Here is an 18,629-nt window from a genome sequence, read left to right as displayed (position 1 = left end):
CAACTTATGTCACATATATTAGAAGCTAAAATTCCACAAGGGCCTTTGGCTGAAAAGTGGACCAACTATAAGAGCCACCAAAAGCTGGTAAACCCGGCGAATAAGCGTAGATTGGATGTTATCGTTGTAGGAACAGGTCTTGCAGGAGCTTCAGCAGCTGCATCTCTTGCCGAAATGGGATTCAATGTTTATAACTTCTGTATTCAGGACTCTCCGCGTAGAGCACACTCCATTGCAGCGCAAGGTGGTATCAATGCGGCTAAGAACTACCAAAATGATGGAGACTCTGTATATCGTCTCTTCTATGACACCATCAAGGGTGGCGACTACCGTGCAAGAGAAGCAAATGTTTATCGTTTGGCAGAAGTATCCAACTCTATTATAGACCAATGTGTTGCTCAAGGTGTTCCATTTGCACGTGAATACGGTGGCCTCCTTGATAACCGGTCATTTGGTGGGGCGCAAGTATCACGGACATTCTATGCTCGTGGACAGACTGGTCAGCAGCTGTTGCTTGGAGCATACTCTGCTCTCTCTCGCATGGTCGGCTTGGGTAAAGTTAAGCTCTTTACTCGCTACGAAATGTTGGATGTTGTTATTATAGAAGGTAGAGCTCGTGGTATCATTGCTCGTAATCTTGTAACAGGTAAGATTGAGAAATTTGCGGCTCATGCCGTAGTAATTGGTACAGGAGGATATGGTAACGCATTCTTCCTTTCTACCAATGCGATGGCAAGTAACGGATCGGCCGCTTGGCAGTGTTATAAGAAAGGAGCATTCTTCGGAAATCCTTGTATGGCTCAGATTCACCCTACTTGTATTCCTGTTCATGGAGATTTCCAAAGTAAGCTGACCTTGATGTCTGAATCTCTTCGTAATGATGGACGTATCTGGGTACCAAAGAAAATAGAGGATGCGAAAGCGATACGTGAAGGTAAGCTCAAACCAACGCAAATAAAAGAAGAAGATCGAGACTACTACTTGGAACGCAGATACCCCGCGTTCGGTAACCTTGTTCCTCGTGACGTTGCTTCTCGTGCAGCGAAAGAACGTTGTGATGCAGGCTTTGGTGTAGGGACTACCGGACTTGCCGTTTATCTTGACTTTGCAGATGCGATCAATAGAATGGGCAAGAATGTCGTAGAGCAAAAGTATGGTAACCTCTTCCAGATGTATGAAAAGATCGTGGATGACAACCCATACGAGACTCCTATGATGATCTTCCCTGCAATTCACTATACCATGGGAGGTCTCTGGGTGGATTATGAGTTGATGACAACCGTTCCGGGATTGTTTGCAATCGGAGAAGCGAACTTCTCGGACCACGGAGCCAATCGTCTTGGAGCTTCTGCTCTTATGCAGGGTTTGGCAGATGGTTACTTTGTTCTTCCTTATACCATACAGAACTATCTTTCGGATCAGATACAAGTTCCTCGCTTCTCTACAGATCTTCCAGAGTTTGCAGAAGCAGAACGCCAGATTAAGGAGCGTATCAATAAGCTGATGAACATCAAGGGTAAACGCTCTGTAGACAATCTACACAAGGAGCTTGGACACATCATGTGGGAATATGTAGGCATGGGACGTGAAGCAGAAGGACTTAAAACAGCCATCACCAAGCTAAAAGAGCTGAAGAAAGAGTTCTGGTCCAACGTACGCATACCTGGAGAAGCCGAAGATTTCAATGTTGAGCTTGAAAAGGCTCTAAGACTTGCCGACTTTATAGAGATAGGTGAGCTTATGGCACATGATGCTTTGGATCGTGAGGAGTCTTGTGGTGGACACTTCCGTTTGGAACACCAGACAGAAGAAGGAGAGGCTCTCCGCCATGACGATCAATTCTCTTATGTTTCTTGCTGGGAATATAAAGGAGAAAATGCAGATCCTGTTATGCACAAAGAGGTTCTGGATTATGAGTTTATTGTACGTCAACAACGTAATTATAAGAGCTAACCCACGGCATTATTCTAACCCTTTTAACTATTTATGAACAATGGACAAGAACATCAATATAAAAGTAAAAGTTTGGAGACAGAAGAATGCCAAGACTAAAGGGTATTTCGAAACTGTCGAACTTAAGAATATCTCCCAAGGAAGTTCGTTCTTGGAGATGTTGGACATACTCAACGAAAAGCTTATCAGCGAAGGACAAACTCCGGTAGCTTTCGATCATGACTGTCGCGAAGGTATCTGCGGTATGTGTTCTCTATATATCAATGGTCACCCGCATGGACCCGATTCTGAGATTACCACTTGCCAGCTTCACATGCGTAAGTTTGAAGAAGGAGACACTATCACCATTGAGCCTTGGCGCTCTGCAGGTTTCCCGGTCATTAGAGACCTTACTGTGGATCGTACTGCATTTGATAAGATTATGCAAGCTGGAGGTTTCGTATCGGTCAATACAGGAGGTATTCCTGATGCCAACTGCATTCCTATCCCTAAGAAGAATGCCGACTTGGCTATGGATGCTGCTTCGTGCATCGGTTGTGGTGCTTGTGTTGCTGCGTGTAAGAATGGTTCTGCCATGCTGTTTGTCTCTGCCAAGGTAAGCCAGTTTGCGCTCTTGCCTCAAGGAAAGGTGGAAGCCAACAGACGTGCAAAAGCGATGGTAGCAAAGATGGATGAACTTGGATTTGGTAACTGTACCAATACTCGTGCATGCGAAATGGAGTGTCCGAAGAACGTATCCATCAGCAATATTGCTCGTCTTAACAGAGAGTTTATCAAAGCTAAGTTTAAGGACTGATACCATATAGATATATACAAGAAAGCACGATCCCTCAGGGTCGTGCTTTTTTGTATATAGTAGAATTATTCATATCTTTGCCCGTGTTGAGAGTGATAAAACTTATTGTATCACAAAAAAACAATTAGGATTATGAACAAAAATCTTTTCTATTTAATCATAGCTGTCTTGACACTGTTTGTAGGCTCTCAGACCGTATCTGCACAAGAGACTAAAAGAGCCATCATAGAAGCTCCGTCGCCTACTCACGACTTTGGTAAGATCAAAGAGAAAGATGGCAACGTCAAGCACGATTTTGTCATTATCAATAAGGGAACGGCTCCTTTGGTCATAACCAAGGTGATGTCCTCTTGCGGATGCACTACTCCCAAGTATAGTCAGGAGCCGATAGCTCCGGGCAAGAGCAGTGTCATTACGGTTGTTTATGACCCTACCAATCGTGTCTATCCGTTCGTAAAGACAGTCTCTGTTTATAGTAATGGTAAAGACGGTGCTCCTCTTATACTTACAATAAAAGGGGTGGTAGAATAGAATCAGAAGGATAGAGGAACCTCTCTGTCCGTAAGTGTAATAACAAACGGCATACACTCTAATATACGCAGTTATCTTAGGTGTATGCTTTTCTCATTTATATGCAACAGACTTCACCGACACAGCCCTCTCCCCGTCCTATTCAGTTTGCGCTCAAACAAGGGTTGATCTTAGGGCTTTACATGATTTTGAATCTCTCGTGGGTTCTTCTCAACCGGAACATTATCTCCGTGGTTTTCATGGTACTGATGTTTCTCTTTTACCCTGTGCTTATTTACCTGTTGGTTTGCAAGTATAGGGACACAGAGCTTCAGGGCAGTATCAGCTTCTCGCGTGCTGCTCGCTACACCATTCTGCTTGTCTTCTTTGCCACCATTATATATGCGGGGGGGCAGATGGTTATCTATCGCATCTTATTCCAAGACGACACGTTCATACGCTCATTGGAGGCGGCATACGACTCATTCGGTCAGCTTGCGGAGCAGACAAAGTCCGGGCAGGACAGGGAACGCATAGAGGCACTGCTCGAAAGCATCCGGAGCATAACGCCGTTCCGTCTGATGCTGGCGATGTGCAACTGGTCTCTCTTCTTCGGTCTCATATTCAGTGTCGTGGTAGGCTTGCTTGCCAGGAAGAACAAATAATATGGTCATGCAACAGAACATAGACATCTCCATTGTCATTCCTCTTTACAACGAGGAGGAGTCTCTGCCGGAGCTTTACTCCTGGATCGTAGAGGTGATGCAACGAGAAGGGCTCACCTACGAAATCATTTTCATAGACGATGGCAGCAAGGACGGATCGTGGGAGTGCATCAAGAACCTGCACCGGAAGTCGGACTGTGTCAGGGGCATCAGGTTCACCACGAACTACGGCAAGTCCCCGGCTCTTCACCATGGCTTCGAGCTTGCGCAGGGCAGGGTTGTCATCACGATGGACGCCGATCTTCAAGACTCTCCCGATGAGATTCCGGAGCTTTACAGGATGATCACGCAAGAGGGCTACGATCTCGTTTCGGGCTGGAAGAAGAAACGCTACGATCCGCTCACCAAGACGATGCCGACCAAGCTCTTCAACGCCACGGTGAGAGCGGTATCGGGGATAAAGCTGCACGACTTCAACTGCGGCCTCAAGGCATACAAAAACGAAGTGGTAAAGAGCCTTGAAGTCTACAACGACATGCACCGTTTCCTCCCCTACATGGCAAAGCAGGCGGGGTTCGGCAAGATAGGAGAAAAGGTTGTCGTGCATCGGGCCAGGAAGTATGGCAGTACGAAGTTTGGGCTCAATCGCTTCGTCAACGGCTACCTGGATCTGATGGTTCTTTGGTTCATCGGCCGTTTCGGCAAGAAGCCCATGCACTTCTTCGGGTTGCTTGGCAGCCTGATGTTCTTCATCAGCTTCATTGCGCTCTGCGTGGTGGGGGCGGACAAGCTCATCGCCATTCTGAACCACACCTCTGCGCCCTTGGTTACCTCCCGTCCCTACTTTTACCTTGCGCTTACGGGGATTATCCTTGGCGTTCAGCTCTTCCTCACCGGATTTTTGGGCGAACTTCTGTGCCGCACCTCCCCCGGACGCAACCATCACAACATACGAGAAACCCTCTAACCACCCCACACTCTCATGAGACGCACCCTGCTTCTTCTTCGGCTCCTTGCCATGGCGTTCTTGCCGCTGCTCATCTCTTGCGGCAAGCGGAAAGTGCCCTACATCACCATGAACGGCACGGCATTCCACACCACCTACCGCATCATCTACCGGAGCGAGGAAGATCTGATGGAAGAGATACAGGCCACCATGAAATCTTTCGGGGAAAGCCTGAACAACTTCGACTCTCTCAGCCTCATTTCCAGGGTCAATCGGAACGAAACCCATCTCGCAGACAGCCTTCTTGCGCGCGTCATCCTCACAGCCCAAGCCGTATCCCGAGCCACGGGCGGAGTGTACGACATCACCGGCTCGCCCTACTTTGAGGCATGGGGATTCGGCACCAAAGGAAAAATACGACACGCCCCGACTCCCGAGCAGCTCGACAGCCTCCGACAATACGTCGGCTACGACAAGATCTCCATTCGGGAGGACTCCATTGTCCACAAAGCAGATCCGCGCGTCACCGTCCACGCCGTCTCCCTCTCCAAGGGCTACCTTTCCGACCTCATCGGGCACACGCTCGAACGCCACGGTGTCTCGGACTACATGGTCGAGTTCGGAGGCGAGCTGGTCTGCCGCGGACAAAATGCACAAGGCAGCTGCTGGCGAGTAGGCATCAACCGCCCCGTCGAAGACTCCACGAGCACCATACAGGAGATCCGGTACATCCTCTCCATTTGCGACAGAGGCGCACTCGCCACCTCCGGCGACTATCGCAACTTCACCTTCGTGGACGGCAAAAAAGTAGCCCACACCATAGACGCCGGCACCGGAATGCCGGCCAACCAAAACATCCTGAGCGCCACCGTCAAAGCCCCCACCTGCATAGAAGCAGATGCTTGGGCGACAGCCTTCATGGGCTTGGGTCTTCAAAGAGCCATCGAAGTGCTCCGAGACCAACCCCGGCTCGAAGTCCTCTTCATCTACGTGGACGAAGAAAACAAAATCTCCACCTACACAAAAGGACTCTCCCCCGTAGAAGCCCCATAACCTCCGGGACGAAAAGGAAAATCTGATCCGCAGGCAACGAAATTTCTGTACGTACACAAATATTTTTTTGTACGTACAGAAATTTTTTTTCGTGCGCACAGAAATTTTTTTTCGTGCGCACAGAAATTTTTTTTCGTGCGCACAGAATTTTTTTTTCGTGCGCACAGAAATTTTTTTTCGTACGTACAGAAATTTTTTTTCGTGCGCACAGAAATTTTTTTTCGTGCGCACAGAATTTTTTTTCCTTACCTATAAAAATGCCCTTTCTTTCGGACAAAAATTCTCTTTCTTTCGGACAAAAATTTCTTTTTATACGTATAAAAATTATTTTTTGTTCTGACGAAAAAATTTTTTCGTTCGGATGAAAACTTATTTTCTACAGCATAAAAATAAACTCTAAAACGCACAAAAACTTCTTTTCATAAGCATGAAAATATTTTTTTATGCCTATGCAAATAGATTTTTTATGCTAAAGAAAATACTTTTTGTACCTACAAAAATTTTCTTTCATGCCTACACAATTTTTTTTCTATGCCCATGAAAATTTTTTTCTATGCCCATGAAATTTTTTTTCTATGCCCATGAAAATTTTTTCTATGCCCATGAAAATTTTTTTCTATGCCCATGAAAATTTTTTTCTATGCCCATGAAAATTTTTTTCTATGCCCATGAAAAAATTTTTTCTTGGCCACAAAAAATTTTTTTCTTGGCCACAAAAATTTTTTTTCTTGGCCACGAAACTTTTTTTTCTTGGCCACGAAACTTTTTTTTCTTGGCCACGAAACTTTTTTTTCTTGGCCACGAAAATTTTTTTTCTTGGCCACGAAAAATTTTTTTCTTGGCCACAAAAATTCAGTGCCTTCCGCAAGGAGGTGTCATGCTTCCCGCAGACAGCCAAACGGCAGTGTATTAAAGCGGATCTCGGAGTGGGCGACTTTTTAAGGTCAAAAAGCAGAAAAAACACCCCTGAACGGCTTGTGGCGGCACAGGAACGGGTGGGGAGAAAACGAAAAGTTCCCGGCGCCAACGGATGCGGCACCGGGAACTTTTTGTTCCGGAAAGGAGTCGGAATCAGAGCCTTAGAACATCGGCAACTGATAGACGAACCCGACGGAAACCCTGTGTCTGAAAGGATCGGACTTCGCCTCGAACTTCCGCTCGGAGGTTCTGCCGACATAGGTGGCAAAGAAACGGAGATTGTTGTCCCGGTTCGGGTAAAACTCCACGCCGCCGAGGATGCCCATGGAAATGCGCCAGTCGCCCGCCTCGCGGTTGTCCTTGATCTCGCCCTGACCTTCGTACATACCTTTTGCGAAGATGTTCCAGCGGTCGGTCAGGCGGTAGTGCAGCTTGAGGATGTAGGAGAGGTTGTGCTCGTTCTCTCTGATGGGGACGAAGCGTTTTCTGTTGAGCCCCTCGAAGGAGTACATCAGGTCGAAATACCCTCCGAAGTTGCCCACCGAAAACTCGTGCCCAAGCGCCACGATGTAGGCGTTATGTCTTTCTGTCTGAGGCGAGTAGGAGACGCTGTAACGGGTCTTGAAGTGTCGGCCGAAGGCTCCGTTCCAGTTCAGAGAGTAGATGAACGGGAACATAGCTTCCTCCACTCCCATGGCACGGGCCTGCGGATAGTTGCTCTCGAACGAATGGATGCGCGAGTTCACCGCCTGGAGCTGGAACTGATGGTTCGGTGTGAGGCTGTACGCCACTTTCGCCCCCGTGAGAAAGGCAGGAAGGTATTCCAACATATCGGCATACTCGTAGACCTCTATCGGGTTCAGGTCGTACTCTATCCCTCCGTATGCCACGGCTTGTCTTCCCAGGAAGAGGGACCATCTGTCCGATAGTGCCAGACCGATCCCGGCGACGTCGACCGAAGCCGAAAGGTTGTCTATGGTGTTGGTGCCGTCGTTGTGGCGGTTGAGTCTCTGTCTCCAGTGGTAAGAAAGCCACGGATTGATCTGTCCTTTGGCTTCGATTCGCAGCTGGCGAACCTCGAAAGCGGCTCTCGGAATTTCCTCCCCCGCCTGTGTCCTGCTCAGGGCTGCCTGTGTGTTGAGGAACAGCTTGAACTTGTCCTGCCTCGACTTTACCAGATGAATCTGCTCAGCCAGCGACTCCTCCGATGCTGCCAAGACTCTCTGCTGCTGCGCATGAGCCGTGCCGCAGAAAAGAGACGCAACCAAAAGAAGGGCTGAGGTGGTTGTCATAATTGTTTTCATAGAATGTGTATTAAGAGTTGTTTAGTTATTTTCAGCGGAAACAAAGGTAAGAAATTAAAGGAGATTCCATCTCATCCGACACTTTTTCTTCTCTATTCATCTGCGAGAGCCGAAGCCATCCGTTGTGTAGGCAGAGAGAATTTTATACCTTTGTATGCCGGTGAATGAGAGCATAATAATCTTATCATAGCTTTAGAGATGAGGGACAAACAACAGAAACACAAATCCGGATTCATACACGCACGGATCATAAGTATTATAAGCATATCTCTTGTACTCTTCCTACTCGGAATCATATCCATGTTCGTCCTCGTGGGCTATGGCCTCAAGGATCACGTCCGGGAGAGCGTCTCGTTTACGATAGAGCTGAAGTCCGATGCCTCCGAAAGTGAGACTGCCCGGATGATAAAAGACCTGGAGAGCAAGGCTTATGTGAAAGAGGTGGCTTACATATCCAAGGAGGATGCGCTGAAAGAGCTGACGGAAGAGCTGGGAGAGTCGCCCGAAGAGTTTTTGGGCTGGAATCCCCTCAACGCGTTTCTGGAGGTGAAAGTGAAAGGAGACTATGTTGCCAACGCGGATAGCCTCGCCGTGGTCGAAGCCGGCATCCGGAGCTATGCCCCTATGGAAAGATTGAGCTACAAAAAAGATCTGCTCGAGAAGGTCAACAGCAATATAAAGACAGCAAGCTACATTGTCTTCGGCTTTGCAATAGTGCTGCTTGCCATCTCGTTCTTCCTGATAAGCAATACGCTTCGCCTGGTGATATACTCGCGCCGATTCAGTATATATACAATGAAGTTGGTGGGTGCCACTCCCGGCTTTATCCGAAGGCCTTTCATCAGATACAACATCGTAAGTGCGCTCATAGCCTCCTCAATAGCTGTAGCCGGGCTTGGCTGGCTCTGGTTTTATGCCACCAAACAGTTCCCGGTACTCTCCTCCATCCTCTCCGCTACCAATGGCGCAATAGTTATCGGTACGGTCTTTGGATTTGGTCTTATTATCGCTCTTATCTCATCTTTCTTTGCAGTCAATAAATACCTCCGTATGGACGTAAACAGGCTGTACAAGATATAAGAGCAGATTTCCACATACATATTTTCTTTTTTGCTTTATAATGAGTTCATGAATATGGATCAGAAAAAATATCGCCCCTTTCTATACGGAAAGACAAACCTCATTATCCTTGTCGTATCTCTTCTATTGGTGGTTTTAGGATACATACTTATGGCAGGGGGAGACTCCCCCGATGGCGTGTCTTTCAATCCGGAAGTGTTCAGCACGACACGTATACGCATAGCTCCCATGCTCTGTACAGTAGGATACATAGGCATACTTGCCGCTATTCTATACAAGGGAAAGCATGAGTAGAATAGAGGCTTTCATTCTTGCGATCATAGAAGGAATCACAGAGTTTCTTCCCGTTTCCAGCACCGGGCACATGGTAGTGGCTCAGGGACTGATGGGGATGGAAAGCACTGCTTATGTCCGCGCCTTTACGGTCATGATACAGCTGGGAGCAATACTCTCCGTAGTGGTGTTATACCGGGAACGATTCTTTCAGATATCTCCGAAGAATAAAGCTCAAACATCCTCTGCATGGCTTGCATCTGTCGGGCACTTCTACCTCAAGTTATTGGTAGGCATCATCCCCGCAGCAGTGCTGGGATTTCTATTCAATGACTGGGTGGATAAAATGTTGGGCAGTATAATGGTAGTCATTGCCAACCTCTTTATCGGAGGTGTTGCAATGCTGTTCATAGACAGAATCTCTTTCCGAAAAAGCGGAGATGAAGTGTCGTACAAGCAAGCCTTCTTGGTTGGTCTTTGGCAGTGCATAGCCATCTTTCTTCCGGGCATCTCACGTTCGATGGCAACGATAGTAGGAGGGCTTTTCTCAGGTCTCACTAAAAAAAGTGCGGCAGAGTTTAGCTTCTTTCTTGCAGTTCCGACCATGTTTGGCGCGACCCTGCTCCAAGCCTACAAGCTACACAAAGAGTTCGGGATGCAGGTGTTTGTAGATAATGCCGATACACTTATCATAGGCAATGTGGTCAGCTTTATAGTTGCGATGCTGGCGATCAAGTTTTTTGTCAGCTACATCAGCCGAAAAGGCTTCGCGGCATTCGGGGTCTATCGGATTCTATTTGCCTCCGTTGTGGGAGTGTTGGTATATTGGGGTATCACTTTCATGATTTGACAGGATGCAGGAAAGCGTTATCGAATATTTTAGAGCAGGCAGAATCTTAGCCATAGATAAGCCTTTGAAGTGGACCTCCTTTGATGTTGTAAACAAATGCCGTTGGATGTTGTGCAAAACACTTGGCATAAAAAAACTCAAAGTAGGGCATGCCGGGACTTTGGACCCTTTGGCTTCGGGTGTGGTAGTCCTCTGCATAGGAAAGAGCACAAAAGATATAGAGAAGATCCAGCTTCAAAAGAAAGTCTATCGGGCTACCATAAAATTTGGAGAGACGACCCCTAGCTTCGACTTAGAATCCGAAGTGGATAATACCTACCCGTGGGAGCATATCTCTCGAAAGTCAATAGAGGATGTATTACCCCGGTTCATAGGATCCATCAAGCAGATACCTCCCATATTCAGTGCCTGTAAAATAGAAGGGAAAAGAGCCTACGAACTGGCAAGAAAAGGGAAAGAGGTAGAGCTTGAGCCAAAGCAAATCGAAATCTACGACATATCTGTTCTTGGATTTAATCCTCCCTACCTGAGTCTGGAGATCAGCTGTGGAAAAGGGACATACATACGCTCTCTGGCAAGGGATTTGGGCACAGCATTGGATAGTGGAGCGCATCTGACCGAATTGGCACGCCTATCCGTAGGAGAATATACGCTTGACAATGCGATAAAAATAGAAGAGTTTAGTAACTACATTGAGAATACAATAAAAAATATACAGCAATGAAATTATCCCAGTTTGTAATCAATATTCCGAATGAACTTATTGCACAATATCCGGCTCGCTTCAGGGACGAGTCTCGATTGATGGTAGTGCATAAGGATAGCGGAGAGATAGAGCACAAAACGTTCAAGGATCTTATCGAGTACTTCGGCAAGAATGATGTTTTTGTCATGAACAATACGAAAGTTTTCCCGGCTCGTCTCATTGGCAGTAAGGATAAAACAAAGGCTCTGATCAAAGTTTTTCTTCTGAGAGAACTGAAAGAAGAGTTGCTCTTATGGGATGTACAGGTAGATCCTGCCCGAAAGATAAGGATAGGAAATAAACTTTACTTCGGGGAGAATGAAGATCTTGTAGCCGAAGTGATAGACAATACTACCTCAAGAGGACGTACATTGCGCTTTCTTTTTGACGGGACACACGATGAATTTAAGGAAATCCTGTTTAGCTTGGGTAAAACTCCACTACCGGAATACATAGACAGAGAACCGGAAGAAGATGATGAGGAGAGATACCAAACGATAGTAGCAACAGAAGAAGGAGCTGTCGTGGCTCCTGCTGCAGGACTTCACTTTAGTAGAGAGCTTATGAAGCGCTTGGAAATTCAAGATTGCCACTTTTCATACCTTACTCTTCACAGCGGTTTGTGTGCTTATGAAGATATAGATGTGGACGATCTCACCAAATATAAAATGGGGTCGGAGCAAATGTCTGTTACTTCTGCATGTACCTCTGTCGTAAATAAATGCAAAGAAAAAGGAGGCAGAGTCATTTCCGTAGGTACAAGCACGCTGAAAGCTTTGGAAACTTGTGTCAGCACGGATGGCTTTATAAAGGAGTTTGAAGGCTGGACCAGTAGATTTATCTTTCCACCTTACGACTTCAACATGGCTGATGCTCTCATAACAAACTTCCATATGTCCCAATCCTCATTGCTCATGATGACTGCGGCTTTCGGTGGATACGATACCATCATGAATGCCTACAAGGTTGCCATAGAGGAGAAATATAAGTTTGGTGCTTATGGCGATGCCATGCTCATATTGTAATTAAGATCCGAATAAGATGCTCTGTCCTTTATCTCCTTATAGATCTTGCTATCTGGCTCTTGGCTCCAATATCGGGGAGCGAGAGGCTAACCTTAAAGAGGCTATTGCTCTCATTGGTGAGCGCATTGGAGAAGTCAAGCAGATTTCTTCTTTTATAGAGACGCAACCGATGGGATTCTCTTCCGAACACCTCTTTCTCAATGCAGCCATAGAAGTGCTTACTCCCTTGTCTCCTGAAGAGATACTGAAAAAGGCAAAAGAGATAGAGAAGGAGATGGGACGCAAAGAAAAATCGGGTCAGACCTATGAAGACAGACCCATTGATATAGATATTATCCTTGTAGGAAAGACCAATATCAAGAGTCCTCTGCTTTCTATTCCGCATCCTGCCTTTAGAGAACGAGATTTTGTACTCATTCCTTTAGTAGAAATAGCTCCTGATGTCGTAGATCCGATTACGGGAAAAACTATAGAGGAACTATGGAACAGATTTCGTGCACTTAACGCTTAACATCACGTCTAATGGGAAGATGGCTTGCTCTTGATATCGGAAAGAAGAGAACCGGAATAGCCGTAACGGATATTCTGAAGCTCATCCCCAATGGATTGGGATATGTGGAGACCAATCAACTTCTCCCCTTTCTCCAAAATTATACAAGTAAAGAGAGTGTAGAGAAGATTATCATAGGATATCCGAAACAGGCGGATGGTTCGGACTCGGAGAGTATGATATATATACAGCCGCTTGCAGGAAAAATAAAAAAAGCTTTTCCGTCTATCCCTTTGGACTGGGCAGATGAACGTTATACCACTACAATTGCACAAAAAAGCATGATAGAGGGAGGCATAAAAAAGATGAAACGGAGAGAAAAAGGTCTTGCAGACGAGATTGCTGCCGTGATCATACTGCGAGATTACATGGAAGCCAACCTACCTCCGGCAATACACAATTAAAAGATAGACTATATCGCTTAAACACAGACAGAAAAAACAATGATATTACCTATTTACCTCTACGGAACAGATGTACTACGCCGGGAAACAGCTCCCATAGAAGAGATAAACGATAGCATAAAGAAGCTGATCGATGATATGTTTGAAACAATGTATCATTCAGATGGAATAGGTCTTGCTGCCCCGCAAATTGGAAAAAGCTTAAAGCTTCTCGTCATAGATGCAGACCCTTTAGGAGAAGATTATCCCGAATGCAAAGGTTTCAAGAGAGTCATTATCAATCCCGAAATATTGGAAAGCAACGAAACAACAGTCTCTTTGCCCGAAGGATGTCTTAGCATTCCGGGTATTTCCGAGAATATTGTACGCCCTACTCAAGTCAAAATTCGCTATCGCGATGAGAATTTTGAGGAAAAGACGGAAACATTGAACGATTTTGCTGCTCGTGTCTTCCAGCACGAACATGATCATATCACCCAGACACTGTTTACTGACAGGGTATCCCCACTTAGAAAACAACTGATTAAAAATAAGCTTCTGAAAATATCCAAAGGCATTGTAAACTGCCACTATCGTACCGTGAACAAGTAGAACCAAATCTCCACAAGAGGTTGAATAGATAGAATATACCATGAATAAGAAAGTCGGAATAGCCTTCCTACTCTGTATTGTAGCAACACTCTTTGCCCAAGCTCAAGTTGATACGAACAAAGCTTTATCTGTTGGTCGTAATGCTCTTCACTTCAAAGACTATCTTCTATCTATTCGCTACTTCTCTTCCGCTATATCCGCATCCCCTGAAAAGGCGGAGCCATACTTCTTCCGTGCTCTTGCCAAACACTCTTTGGGAGACTACATCGGAGCTGAGATTGATTGTGATTCCTGCCTTATTCGCAACCGGTTCATGTACAATGCCTATTTTTTGCGTGGTATCTCAAGACACGCTCTGGGTAAAGATTCTCTTGCCGCTCTGGATTATGAAAAAGTATTGTACAACAACCCCGATCATCAGGGTGCATTACACAACTTGGCTTTGATTCATCTCTCCAATAAGGAGTACGATGCTTTGGATAAGAATATTGCAAGACTTGAGCGGTTTTATCCCCAATATCTTCCTACTTACTTCATTCACAGCGGCTCGATGCTTGAAAGACAAGATACAACAACCGCAATCTCTCTGTTGGAAAAGGTAAAATCTCTTGATGCTTTATCTTCCGAGCCTTACAGACTTTTATCTTCTATCTATTATAGCAAAAATAAGATCCCTGAAGCATTGAAAGAGCTGAACGGAGGTCTTGCATTGAACAATAAAGACAAAAGGCTATACACGCTCAGAGGAATTATCAACTACAAGATCCACAATATCCGAGAAGCACTTGAAGACTATACTCAAGCCATATCCATAGACTCCGATGATCGTACGGCTCGATTCAATAGAGCTCAGCTCCGAATGAGGGTTGGCGATATGAATGCCGCTATTGAAGATTATGACGTTGTACTGGCTATCGAGCCTAAAGATCAGATTCCACGATTCAATAGAGGGCTTTTGAGAAAAGAGTTGGGAATATACAAAGGAGCCGTAAGCGACTTTGATGCGATTCTTAAAAGCTATCCCACATTCCTTCCTGCTCTTATGGCAAGAGCAGAGACACACAAATCTACGGGCAATGAGTCGGGATACAAGAAAGATATACGTGAGATTACAAGACTACAACAGCTTGCAGCAACCAATCGGGCTGCTCTCCCCTCTTCCCCTGCTCAAGATGAGGACGCTACTCGAAGCGAACAGGATCAGAATATAGAGAAGTTCAGAATGCTCATCCACAACTCTTCTTCTACAGATTTTACCAGTCTGTACAATGAAAACAATCGTGGAGAGCTTCAAGACAGAGAGGTTTCGTTGGATGCCGAACCGCTTCTCCGACTCTCTTTCTATGAGTTTTTACAAACAGATGCCATTCCTATCAGGATTAGAGACAAGGCAGTAGAACGAGCTCTTAGCAATCTCAATCCGGATATTACTCCTCAGATTGTGCTTTATACCCCGTCTCTTTCTCAAAGTATGATTGCAGAGCACTTGCAAAGAATAGACTCTCTTCAAAAGCAGAGCACACTCACAGCCAGAGATGCACTTGTTTTGGCGATAGATTTAGAGACCACCAAAGATTTCGACTCTGCAAATACCATCTACAACACTCGTTATAACGATACCAAAGACCCTCTCTGGCTGCTTTTGAGATCTACCGGGAACTACCTCTCGTACAGATCGGAGCAGACATCGGACCAGACAACCAAACAGGAGAATAAAACCAAAGATTTTCTTGGAAAGAGTAGCTACAACAAGCTGGATGCCGCTCTCAAGGCAGGACAACTCTCTCCACATCTTCAACAAGCGTTCAATGATTCCAAGCAGCTCTTGACATTGTGGCAGGAAAGCCTTGTAGCCATGTACAACCATGGCACACTATTGTATCATGTCGGACAATATCAGGAAGCGGTAAAAGTATTGACTCAAGTTTGTCGCAAAGATCCTACATTTGCCGCAGCCTTTTTCAATCTGGCATTGGCTCAATACGCAAGTGGAGACATCCTTTCCGGATCTCAGAATATGAGTTTGGCCGGTTCAAAAGGTATCTCCAGAGCGTATGCTATTCTCAAACGAATGCAGTAGAAAACAGAAGATGTTTTTCTCTTCTCCATATATGGCATAAAAAGAAATCGTACCGCTCGACTTCCGGAGACTGCTCCGAATGGTCGGACGATACGCTTGTGCCAATCAAAAATAAACTTTTAAGTCGAAGCTGTGCCGAAGTTAAACTCCGGTACAGCCTCTTTTATTTAATCTCAACCGGAGAGAGTCCCATTTTCTTTGCCGTCTCAAGCATATAGGCATAAGCTTCGTCATACTCATTTTGTATCTTTCCATCAAGAATAGCCTCCTTGATTGCCTCTTTGATCACACCCACTTCTTTCGAGGGAGAAAGATTATAGAGTTGCATTATCATCTCTCCTGTGATAGGGGACTTGAAATTCCGAATCCGATCTTTCTCTTCAACCTCCACCAGCTTCTGCCTTACAATGGCAAAGTTTCGGAGATACTTCTCCACCTTTTTGGGGTTCTTGCTGGAGATATCGGCTTCGCAGAGCGTCATGAGATCGTCTATGTGATCTCCTGCATCAAACAACAATCGTCTTATAGCAGAATCCGTAACTCCCTCATCCGCAAGCTGCGAAGGTCTCATATGAAGAAATACAAGTTTCTGAACATACTTCATTTTATCGTTCAGGGGGAGTTTTATTCGCTTGAATATCTTCGGAATCATTCTCGCACCCTCTATATTATGGTTGTGAAAGCTCCATCCGAAACCTTTCTCATAACGCTTTGTTTTCGGTTTGGCTATATCATGGAACAGCCCAGCCAATCTCAGGTAAAGGTCAGACGTAACATTCGCAATATTATCCAATACAATGAGAGAGTGGCTGAAGTTTTCCTTATGCCCCACCCCGTCTATTGTCTCCGCTCCTTTCAGCAAAACAAGTTCGGGAAGATAGTAAGAGAGCAGCTCCGTGTCCATCATCAGCTCCAGCCCCAAAGAGGGACGAGGAGAGAGAATAATCTTCTTGAACTCATCCGAAATCCGTTCCATAGAGATAATCTCTATACGTTCATGCTTGCGAACGATGGACTCCAATACTTCCGGGACCACTACAAAGTCGAGTTGCGTAGCAAAGCGGATAGCTCTCATCATCCTGAGAGGATCATCTTCAAATGTTGCATCCGGATTTTGAGGTGTTCTGATGAGTCTGTTCTCTACATCCTTCAAGCCATCGAACGGATCTATAAACGCTCCGAAACTCTCCCTGTTCAGAGATATAGCCATCGCATTTATGGTAAGATCGCGACGGATAAGATCATCTTCCAGCGTTCCATCTTCCACTATCGGCTTACGGCTATCGCTTCGGTAGCTCTCCTTCCGTGCTCCGACAAACTCTACCTCATACCCTTTATATTTAATCTGTGCCGTCCCAAAATTCTTGAAAACCGAGAGCGAACACTTCTTACCAAAATTCTTCTTGAGTGCCTGAGCCAGTTCGATGCCGTTCCCGACACAGACAATATCTATATCCTTGGAAGGGCGATGCATAACAATGTCTCTGACGAAACCTCCAATAATGTAAGTTTCCAGCCCTAACTCATCGGCACATCGGGCTATTGCCTCAAAGATACCATCACTCAACGCAGACTCTATATCCGCTTTCAACGATTCGGGTATAAAGCGAAAAGAGAGATCGGGTCTATTTAGTTCCGTTGCTGTCAAACTCATCTGTCAGGTCTGTATATTCATCAAACAAGAAGTCGTTGTAGGGATATCTAAGCGTGTGCAGCTCTTTGACTCTGTCATAAATCCGACTTCTAAACTCCTCCAATCCTTCTCCGCTCTTAGCCGATATAAACAATACATCCGCACCAAGATTCTTCAACCATGTCTGCTTAATATCTTCAAGACAGATATTCTCTTTGGTCTCCGGAGTAAGATCATCTTCATCTTTCTGAACAAAGGAGAAAGCATCTATCTTATTAAAGACCATAATTGTAGGCTTACGTTCCTCCTTCAAAATTTCGGAAAGAGTAGACTCTACCACAGCTATATGATCCTCAAAAGATGGATGAGAAACATCCACAACGTGCAGGATAAGATCTGCTTCCCGAACTTCATCGAGAGTGGATTTGAAAGACTCTATGAGCTGAGTAGGAAGTTTACGAATAAATCCGACCGTGTCCGAAAGAAGAAATGGAAGGTTACGAATGATCACCTTTCTAACGGTGGTATCCAAAGTGGCAAAGAGCTTATTTTCGGCAAAAACATCACTTTTGCTCACCACATTCATTATCGTAGATTTCCCGACATTGGTATATCCCACGAGAGCAACCCTGATAAGTTGAGCACGATTCTTTCTCTGTACGCTCATCTGCCTGTCTATGGTCTGCAGATCTCGTTTCAGCTTTGCTATTTTATCCAATATGATACGCCTGTCTGTCTCAAGCTGAGTTTCTCCGGGCCCGCGCATTCCGACACCTCCACGCTGACGCTCCAAGTGTGTCCAGAGACCGGTAAGGCGTGGCAACATATAGTTGTACTGAGCCAACTCTACTTGAGTCTTGGCGTGTGCTGTTCGAGCACGAGCGGCAAAGATGTCCAATATCAGACTTGTACGGTCCAAGATCTTGACCTTTAGCTCTTTTTCTATGTTTCGCATCTGCTTCGGACCGAGTTCGTCATCGAATATTACCACTCCGATCTCTCCCTCTTGTGCCTCTATGTACATCTTGATCTCCTCCAGCTTTCCCTTTCCCACGAAAGTTGCCGGCTGCGGATGATCCAACCGTTGAGTAAACCTCATGACGGGTTCTACTCCGGCCGTCTGTGCCAAAAAAGCCAGTTCGTCCAAATATTCGGTTATTTCACTCTCTGTCTGTTCAGGCAGAATTAAACCAACAAGGACAGCCTTCTCGGATTCTGTGTTGGTTATGATAAAGTCTTTCATCTATTGGATC

The 18,629-nt window shown here is 45.6% G+C and carries 19 protein-coding genes; 15 read left to right on the top strand and 4 right to left on the bottom strand.

The features are described 5' to 3' along the window. Window positions 1–6: 6 nt before the first annotated feature. The 6 genes from JT26_RS03645 to JT26_RS03620 all read left to right on the top strand — a co-directional run bounded on the left by JT26_RS03645 (window position 7) and on the right by JT26_RS03620 (window position 5,923). Complete coding sequence (locus JT26_RS03645; protein ID WP_036788875.1) at window positions 7–1,953, top strand: fumarate reductase/succinate dehydrogenase flavoprotein subunit; 1,947 nt, start codon at window positions 7–9, stop codon at window positions 1,951–1,953. A 40-nt stretch (window positions 1,954–1,993) separates the two neighbouring features. After that, entirely contained in the window at window positions 1,994–2,749 is a 756-nt protein-coding gene (locus JT26_RS03640; protein ID WP_036788873.1) for a succinate dehydrogenase/fumarate reductase iron-sulfur subunit, read from the top strand. 132 nt (window positions 2,750–2,881) lie between these two features. Beyond that, window positions 2,882–3,280, top strand: coding sequence for a DUF1573 domain-containing protein (locus tag JT26_RS03635; protein ID WP_036788871.1), 399 nt, complete (start codon window positions 2,882–2,884; stop codon window positions 3,278–3,280). A 101-nt stretch (window positions 3,281–3,381) separates the two neighbouring features. Then, window positions 3,382–3,924: a DUF4199 domain-containing protein gene (locus JT26_RS03630; protein ID WP_036788869.1), complete on the top strand. Its 543-nt coding sequence runs from the start codon at window positions 3,382–3,384 to the stop codon at window positions 3,922–3,924. 19 nt (window positions 3,925–3,943) lie between these two features. Further along, a complete protein-coding gene (locus JT26_RS03625) occupies window positions 3,944–4,891 on the top strand; it encodes a glycosyltransferase family 2 protein (RefSeq protein WP_036846466.1) in 948 nt (315 codons plus the stop codon). A 15-nt stretch (window positions 4,892–4,906) separates the two neighbouring features. Then, window positions 4,907–5,923 (top strand): FAD:protein FMN transferase, encoded by a 1,017-nt coding sequence (locus JT26_RS03620; RefSeq protein WP_036846139.1) that lies wholly within the window; start codon window positions 4,907–4,909, stop codon window positions 5,921–5,923. Between the two features lie 638 nt (window positions 5,924–6,561). Here JT26_RS03620 and JT26_RS03615 read toward each other — a convergent pair. Together JT26_RS03615 and JT26_RS03610 are read right to left on the bottom strand one after the other, a co-directional pair. Further along, window positions 6,562–6,747: a hypothetical protein gene (locus JT26_RS03615; RefSeq protein ID WP_036846127.1), complete on the bottom strand. Its 186-nt coding sequence runs from the start codon at window positions 6,745–6,747 to the stop codon at window positions 6,562–6,564. A gap of 255 nt (window positions 6,748–7,002) precedes the next feature. Then, complete coding sequence (locus JT26_RS03610) at window positions 7,003–8,145, bottom strand: porin (protein WP_036846123.1); 1,143 nt, start codon at window positions 8,143–8,145, stop codon at window positions 7,003–7,005. 198 nt (window positions 8,146–8,343) lie between these two features. Here JT26_RS03610 and JT26_RS03605 point away from each other — a divergent pair, with 198 nt between their 5' ends. The 9 genes from JT26_RS03605 to JT26_RS03565 are packed head-to-tail and all read left to right on the top strand — an operon-like array spanning window position 8,344 to window position 15,743. Next, a complete protein-coding gene (locus tag JT26_RS03605; RefSeq protein ID WP_036846120.1) occupies window positions 8,344–9,225 on the top strand; it encodes an ABC transporter permease in 882 nt (293 codons plus the stop codon). Window positions 9,226–9,279: 54 nt separating this feature from the next. Next, window positions 9,280–9,519, top strand: a complete 240-nt coding sequence (locus JT26_RS03600) for a DUF3098 domain-containing protein (RefSeq protein ID WP_036789084.1) — start codon at window positions 9,280–9,282, stop codon at window positions 9,517–9,519. Further along, window positions 9,512–10,348 carry an undecaprenyl-diphosphatase UppP gene (gene uppP, locus JT26_RS03595; protein WP_036788857.1) on the top strand — a complete coding sequence of 279 codons (837 nt, stop codon included), beginning with the start codon at window positions 9,512–9,514 and terminating at the stop codon, window positions 10,346–10,348. The genes JT26_RS03600 and uppP overlap by 8 nt, the downstream gene beginning before the upstream one ends. Window positions 10,349–10,352: 4 nt before the next feature. Then, on the top strand, window positions 10,353–11,072 hold the full coding sequence (gene truB, locus JT26_RS03590) for a tRNA pseudouridine(55) synthase TruB (protein ID WP_036788855.1): 720 nt from the start codon (window positions 10,353–10,355) through the stop codon (window positions 11,070–11,072). Continuing rightward, window positions 11,069–12,118: a tRNA preQ1(34) S-adenosylmethionine ribosyltransferase-isomerase QueA gene (gene queA, locus JT26_RS03585; protein ID WP_036846117.1), complete on the top strand. Its 1,050-nt coding sequence runs from the start codon at window positions 11,069–11,071 to the stop codon at window positions 12,116–12,118. The genes truB and queA overlap by 4 nt, the downstream gene beginning before the upstream one ends. 16 nt (window positions 12,119–12,134) lie before the next feature. Then, a complete protein-coding gene (folK, locus tag JT26_RS03580) occupies window positions 12,135–12,629 on the top strand; it encodes a 2-amino-4-hydroxy-6-hydroxymethyldihydropteridine diphosphokinase (RefSeq protein WP_036846114.1) in 495 nt (164 codons plus the stop codon). 11 nt (window positions 12,630–12,640) lie between these two features. After that, on the top strand, window positions 12,641–13,072 hold the full coding sequence (gene ruvX / locus JT26_RS03575) for a Holliday junction resolvase RuvX (protein WP_036846111.1): 432 nt from the start codon (window positions 12,641–12,643) through the stop codon (window positions 13,070–13,072). A gap of 39 nt (window positions 13,073–13,111) precedes the next feature. Beyond that, the gene (gene def, locus JT26_RS03570; protein ID WP_036846108.1) at window positions 13,112–13,663 is read left to right on the top strand and encodes a peptide deformylase; all 552 of its coding nucleotides are present in this window, start codon (window positions 13,112–13,114) and stop codon (window positions 13,661–13,663) included. 40 nt (window positions 13,664–13,703) lie between these two features. Then, window positions 13,704–15,743 (top strand): tetratricopeptide repeat protein, encoded by a 2,040-nt coding sequence (locus JT26_RS03565; protein ID WP_036846105.1) that lies wholly within the window; start codon window positions 13,704–13,706, stop codon window positions 15,741–15,743. Window positions 15,744–15,906: 163 nt separating this feature from the next. Here the strand turns inward: JT26_RS03565 and JT26_RS03560 are convergent, their stop codons facing one another. Both JT26_RS03560 and hflX read right to left on the bottom strand, forming a co-directional pair. Next, complete coding sequence (locus JT26_RS03560) at window positions 15,907–17,397, bottom strand: CCA tRNA nucleotidyltransferase (RefSeq protein WP_081966367.1); 1,491 nt, start codon at window positions 17,395–17,397, stop codon at window positions 15,907–15,909. After that, entirely contained in the window at window positions 17,369–18,619 is a 1,251-nt protein-coding gene (gene hflX / locus JT26_RS03555) for a GTPase HflX (protein ID WP_036846102.1), read from the bottom strand. The genes JT26_RS03560 and hflX overlap by 29 nt, the downstream gene beginning before the upstream one ends. Window positions 18,620–18,629 lie beyond the last annotated feature (10 nt).

The organism is Porphyromonas sp. COT-108 OH1349 (assembly GCF_000768755.1).
Lineage (GTDB): Bacteria > Bacteroidota > Bacteroidia > Bacteroidales > Porphyromonadaceae > Porphyromonas_A > Porphyromonas_A canoris.
The sequence above is the reverse complement of the archived record's forward strand: the minus strand, read 5'-3'. Positions and strand labels throughout refer to the sequence as shown.

Coding starts and splice junctions, on each gene's coding strand:
- JT26_RS03600 (WP_036789084.1), top strand. CDS start 9,280: ATGGATCAGAAAAAATATCGCCCCTTTCTATACGGAAAGACAAACCTC.
- JT26_RS03560 (WP_081966367.1), bottom strand. CDS start 17,397: ATGAGTTTGACAGCAACGGAACTAAATAGACCCGATCTCTCTTTTCGC.
- ruvX (WP_036846111.1), top strand. CDS start 12,641: ATGGGAAGATGGCTTGCTCTTGATATCGGAAAGAAGAGAACCGGAATA.
- queA (WP_036846117.1), top strand. CDS start 11,069: ATGAAATTATCCCAGTTTGTAATCAATATTCCGAATGAACTTATTGCA.
- folK (WP_036846114.1), top strand. CDS start 12,135: ATGCTCTGTCCTTTATCTCCTTATAGATCTTGCTATCTGGCTCTTGGC.
- truB (WP_036788855.1), top strand. CDS start 10,353: ATGCAGGAAAGCGTTATCGAATATTTTAGAGCAGGCAGAATCTTAGCC.
- JT26_RS03605 (WP_036846120.1), top strand. CDS start 8,344: ATGAGGGACAAACAACAGAAACACAAATCCGGATTCATACACGCACGG.
- JT26_RS03645 (WP_036788875.1), top strand. CDS start 7: ATGTCACATATATTAGAAGCTAAAATTCCACAAGGGCCTTTGGCTGAA.
- JT26_RS03635 (WP_036788871.1), top strand. CDS start 2,882: ATGAACAAAAATCTTTTCTATTTAATCATAGCTGTCTTGACACTGTTT.
- JT26_RS03620 (WP_036846139.1), top strand. CDS start 4,907: ATGAGACGCACCCTGCTTCTTCTTCGGCTCCTTGCCATGGCGTTCTTG.
- JT26_RS03565 (WP_036846105.1), top strand. CDS start 13,704: ATGAATAAGAAAGTCGGAATAGCCTTCCTACTCTGTATTGTAGCAACA.
- JT26_RS03610 (WP_036846123.1), bottom strand. CDS start 8,145: ATGAAAACAATTATGACAACCACCTCAGCCCTTCTTTTGGTTGCGTCT.
- def (WP_036846108.1), top strand. CDS start 13,112: ATGATATTACCTATTTACCTCTACGGAACAGATGTACTACGCCGGGAA.
- JT26_RS03630 (WP_036788869.1), top strand. CDS start 3,382: ATGCAACAGACTTCACCGACACAGCCCTCTCCCCGTCCTATTCAGTTT.
- uppP (WP_036788857.1), top strand. CDS start 9,512: ATGAGTAGAATAGAGGCTTTCATTCTTGCGATCATAGAAGGAATCACA.
- JT26_RS03640 (WP_036788873.1), top strand. CDS start 1,994: ATGGACAAGAACATCAATATAAAAGTAAAAGTTTGGAGACAGAAGAAT.
- hflX (WP_036846102.1), bottom strand. CDS start 18,619: ATGAAAGACTTTATCATAACCAACACAGAATCCGAGAAGGCTGTCCTT.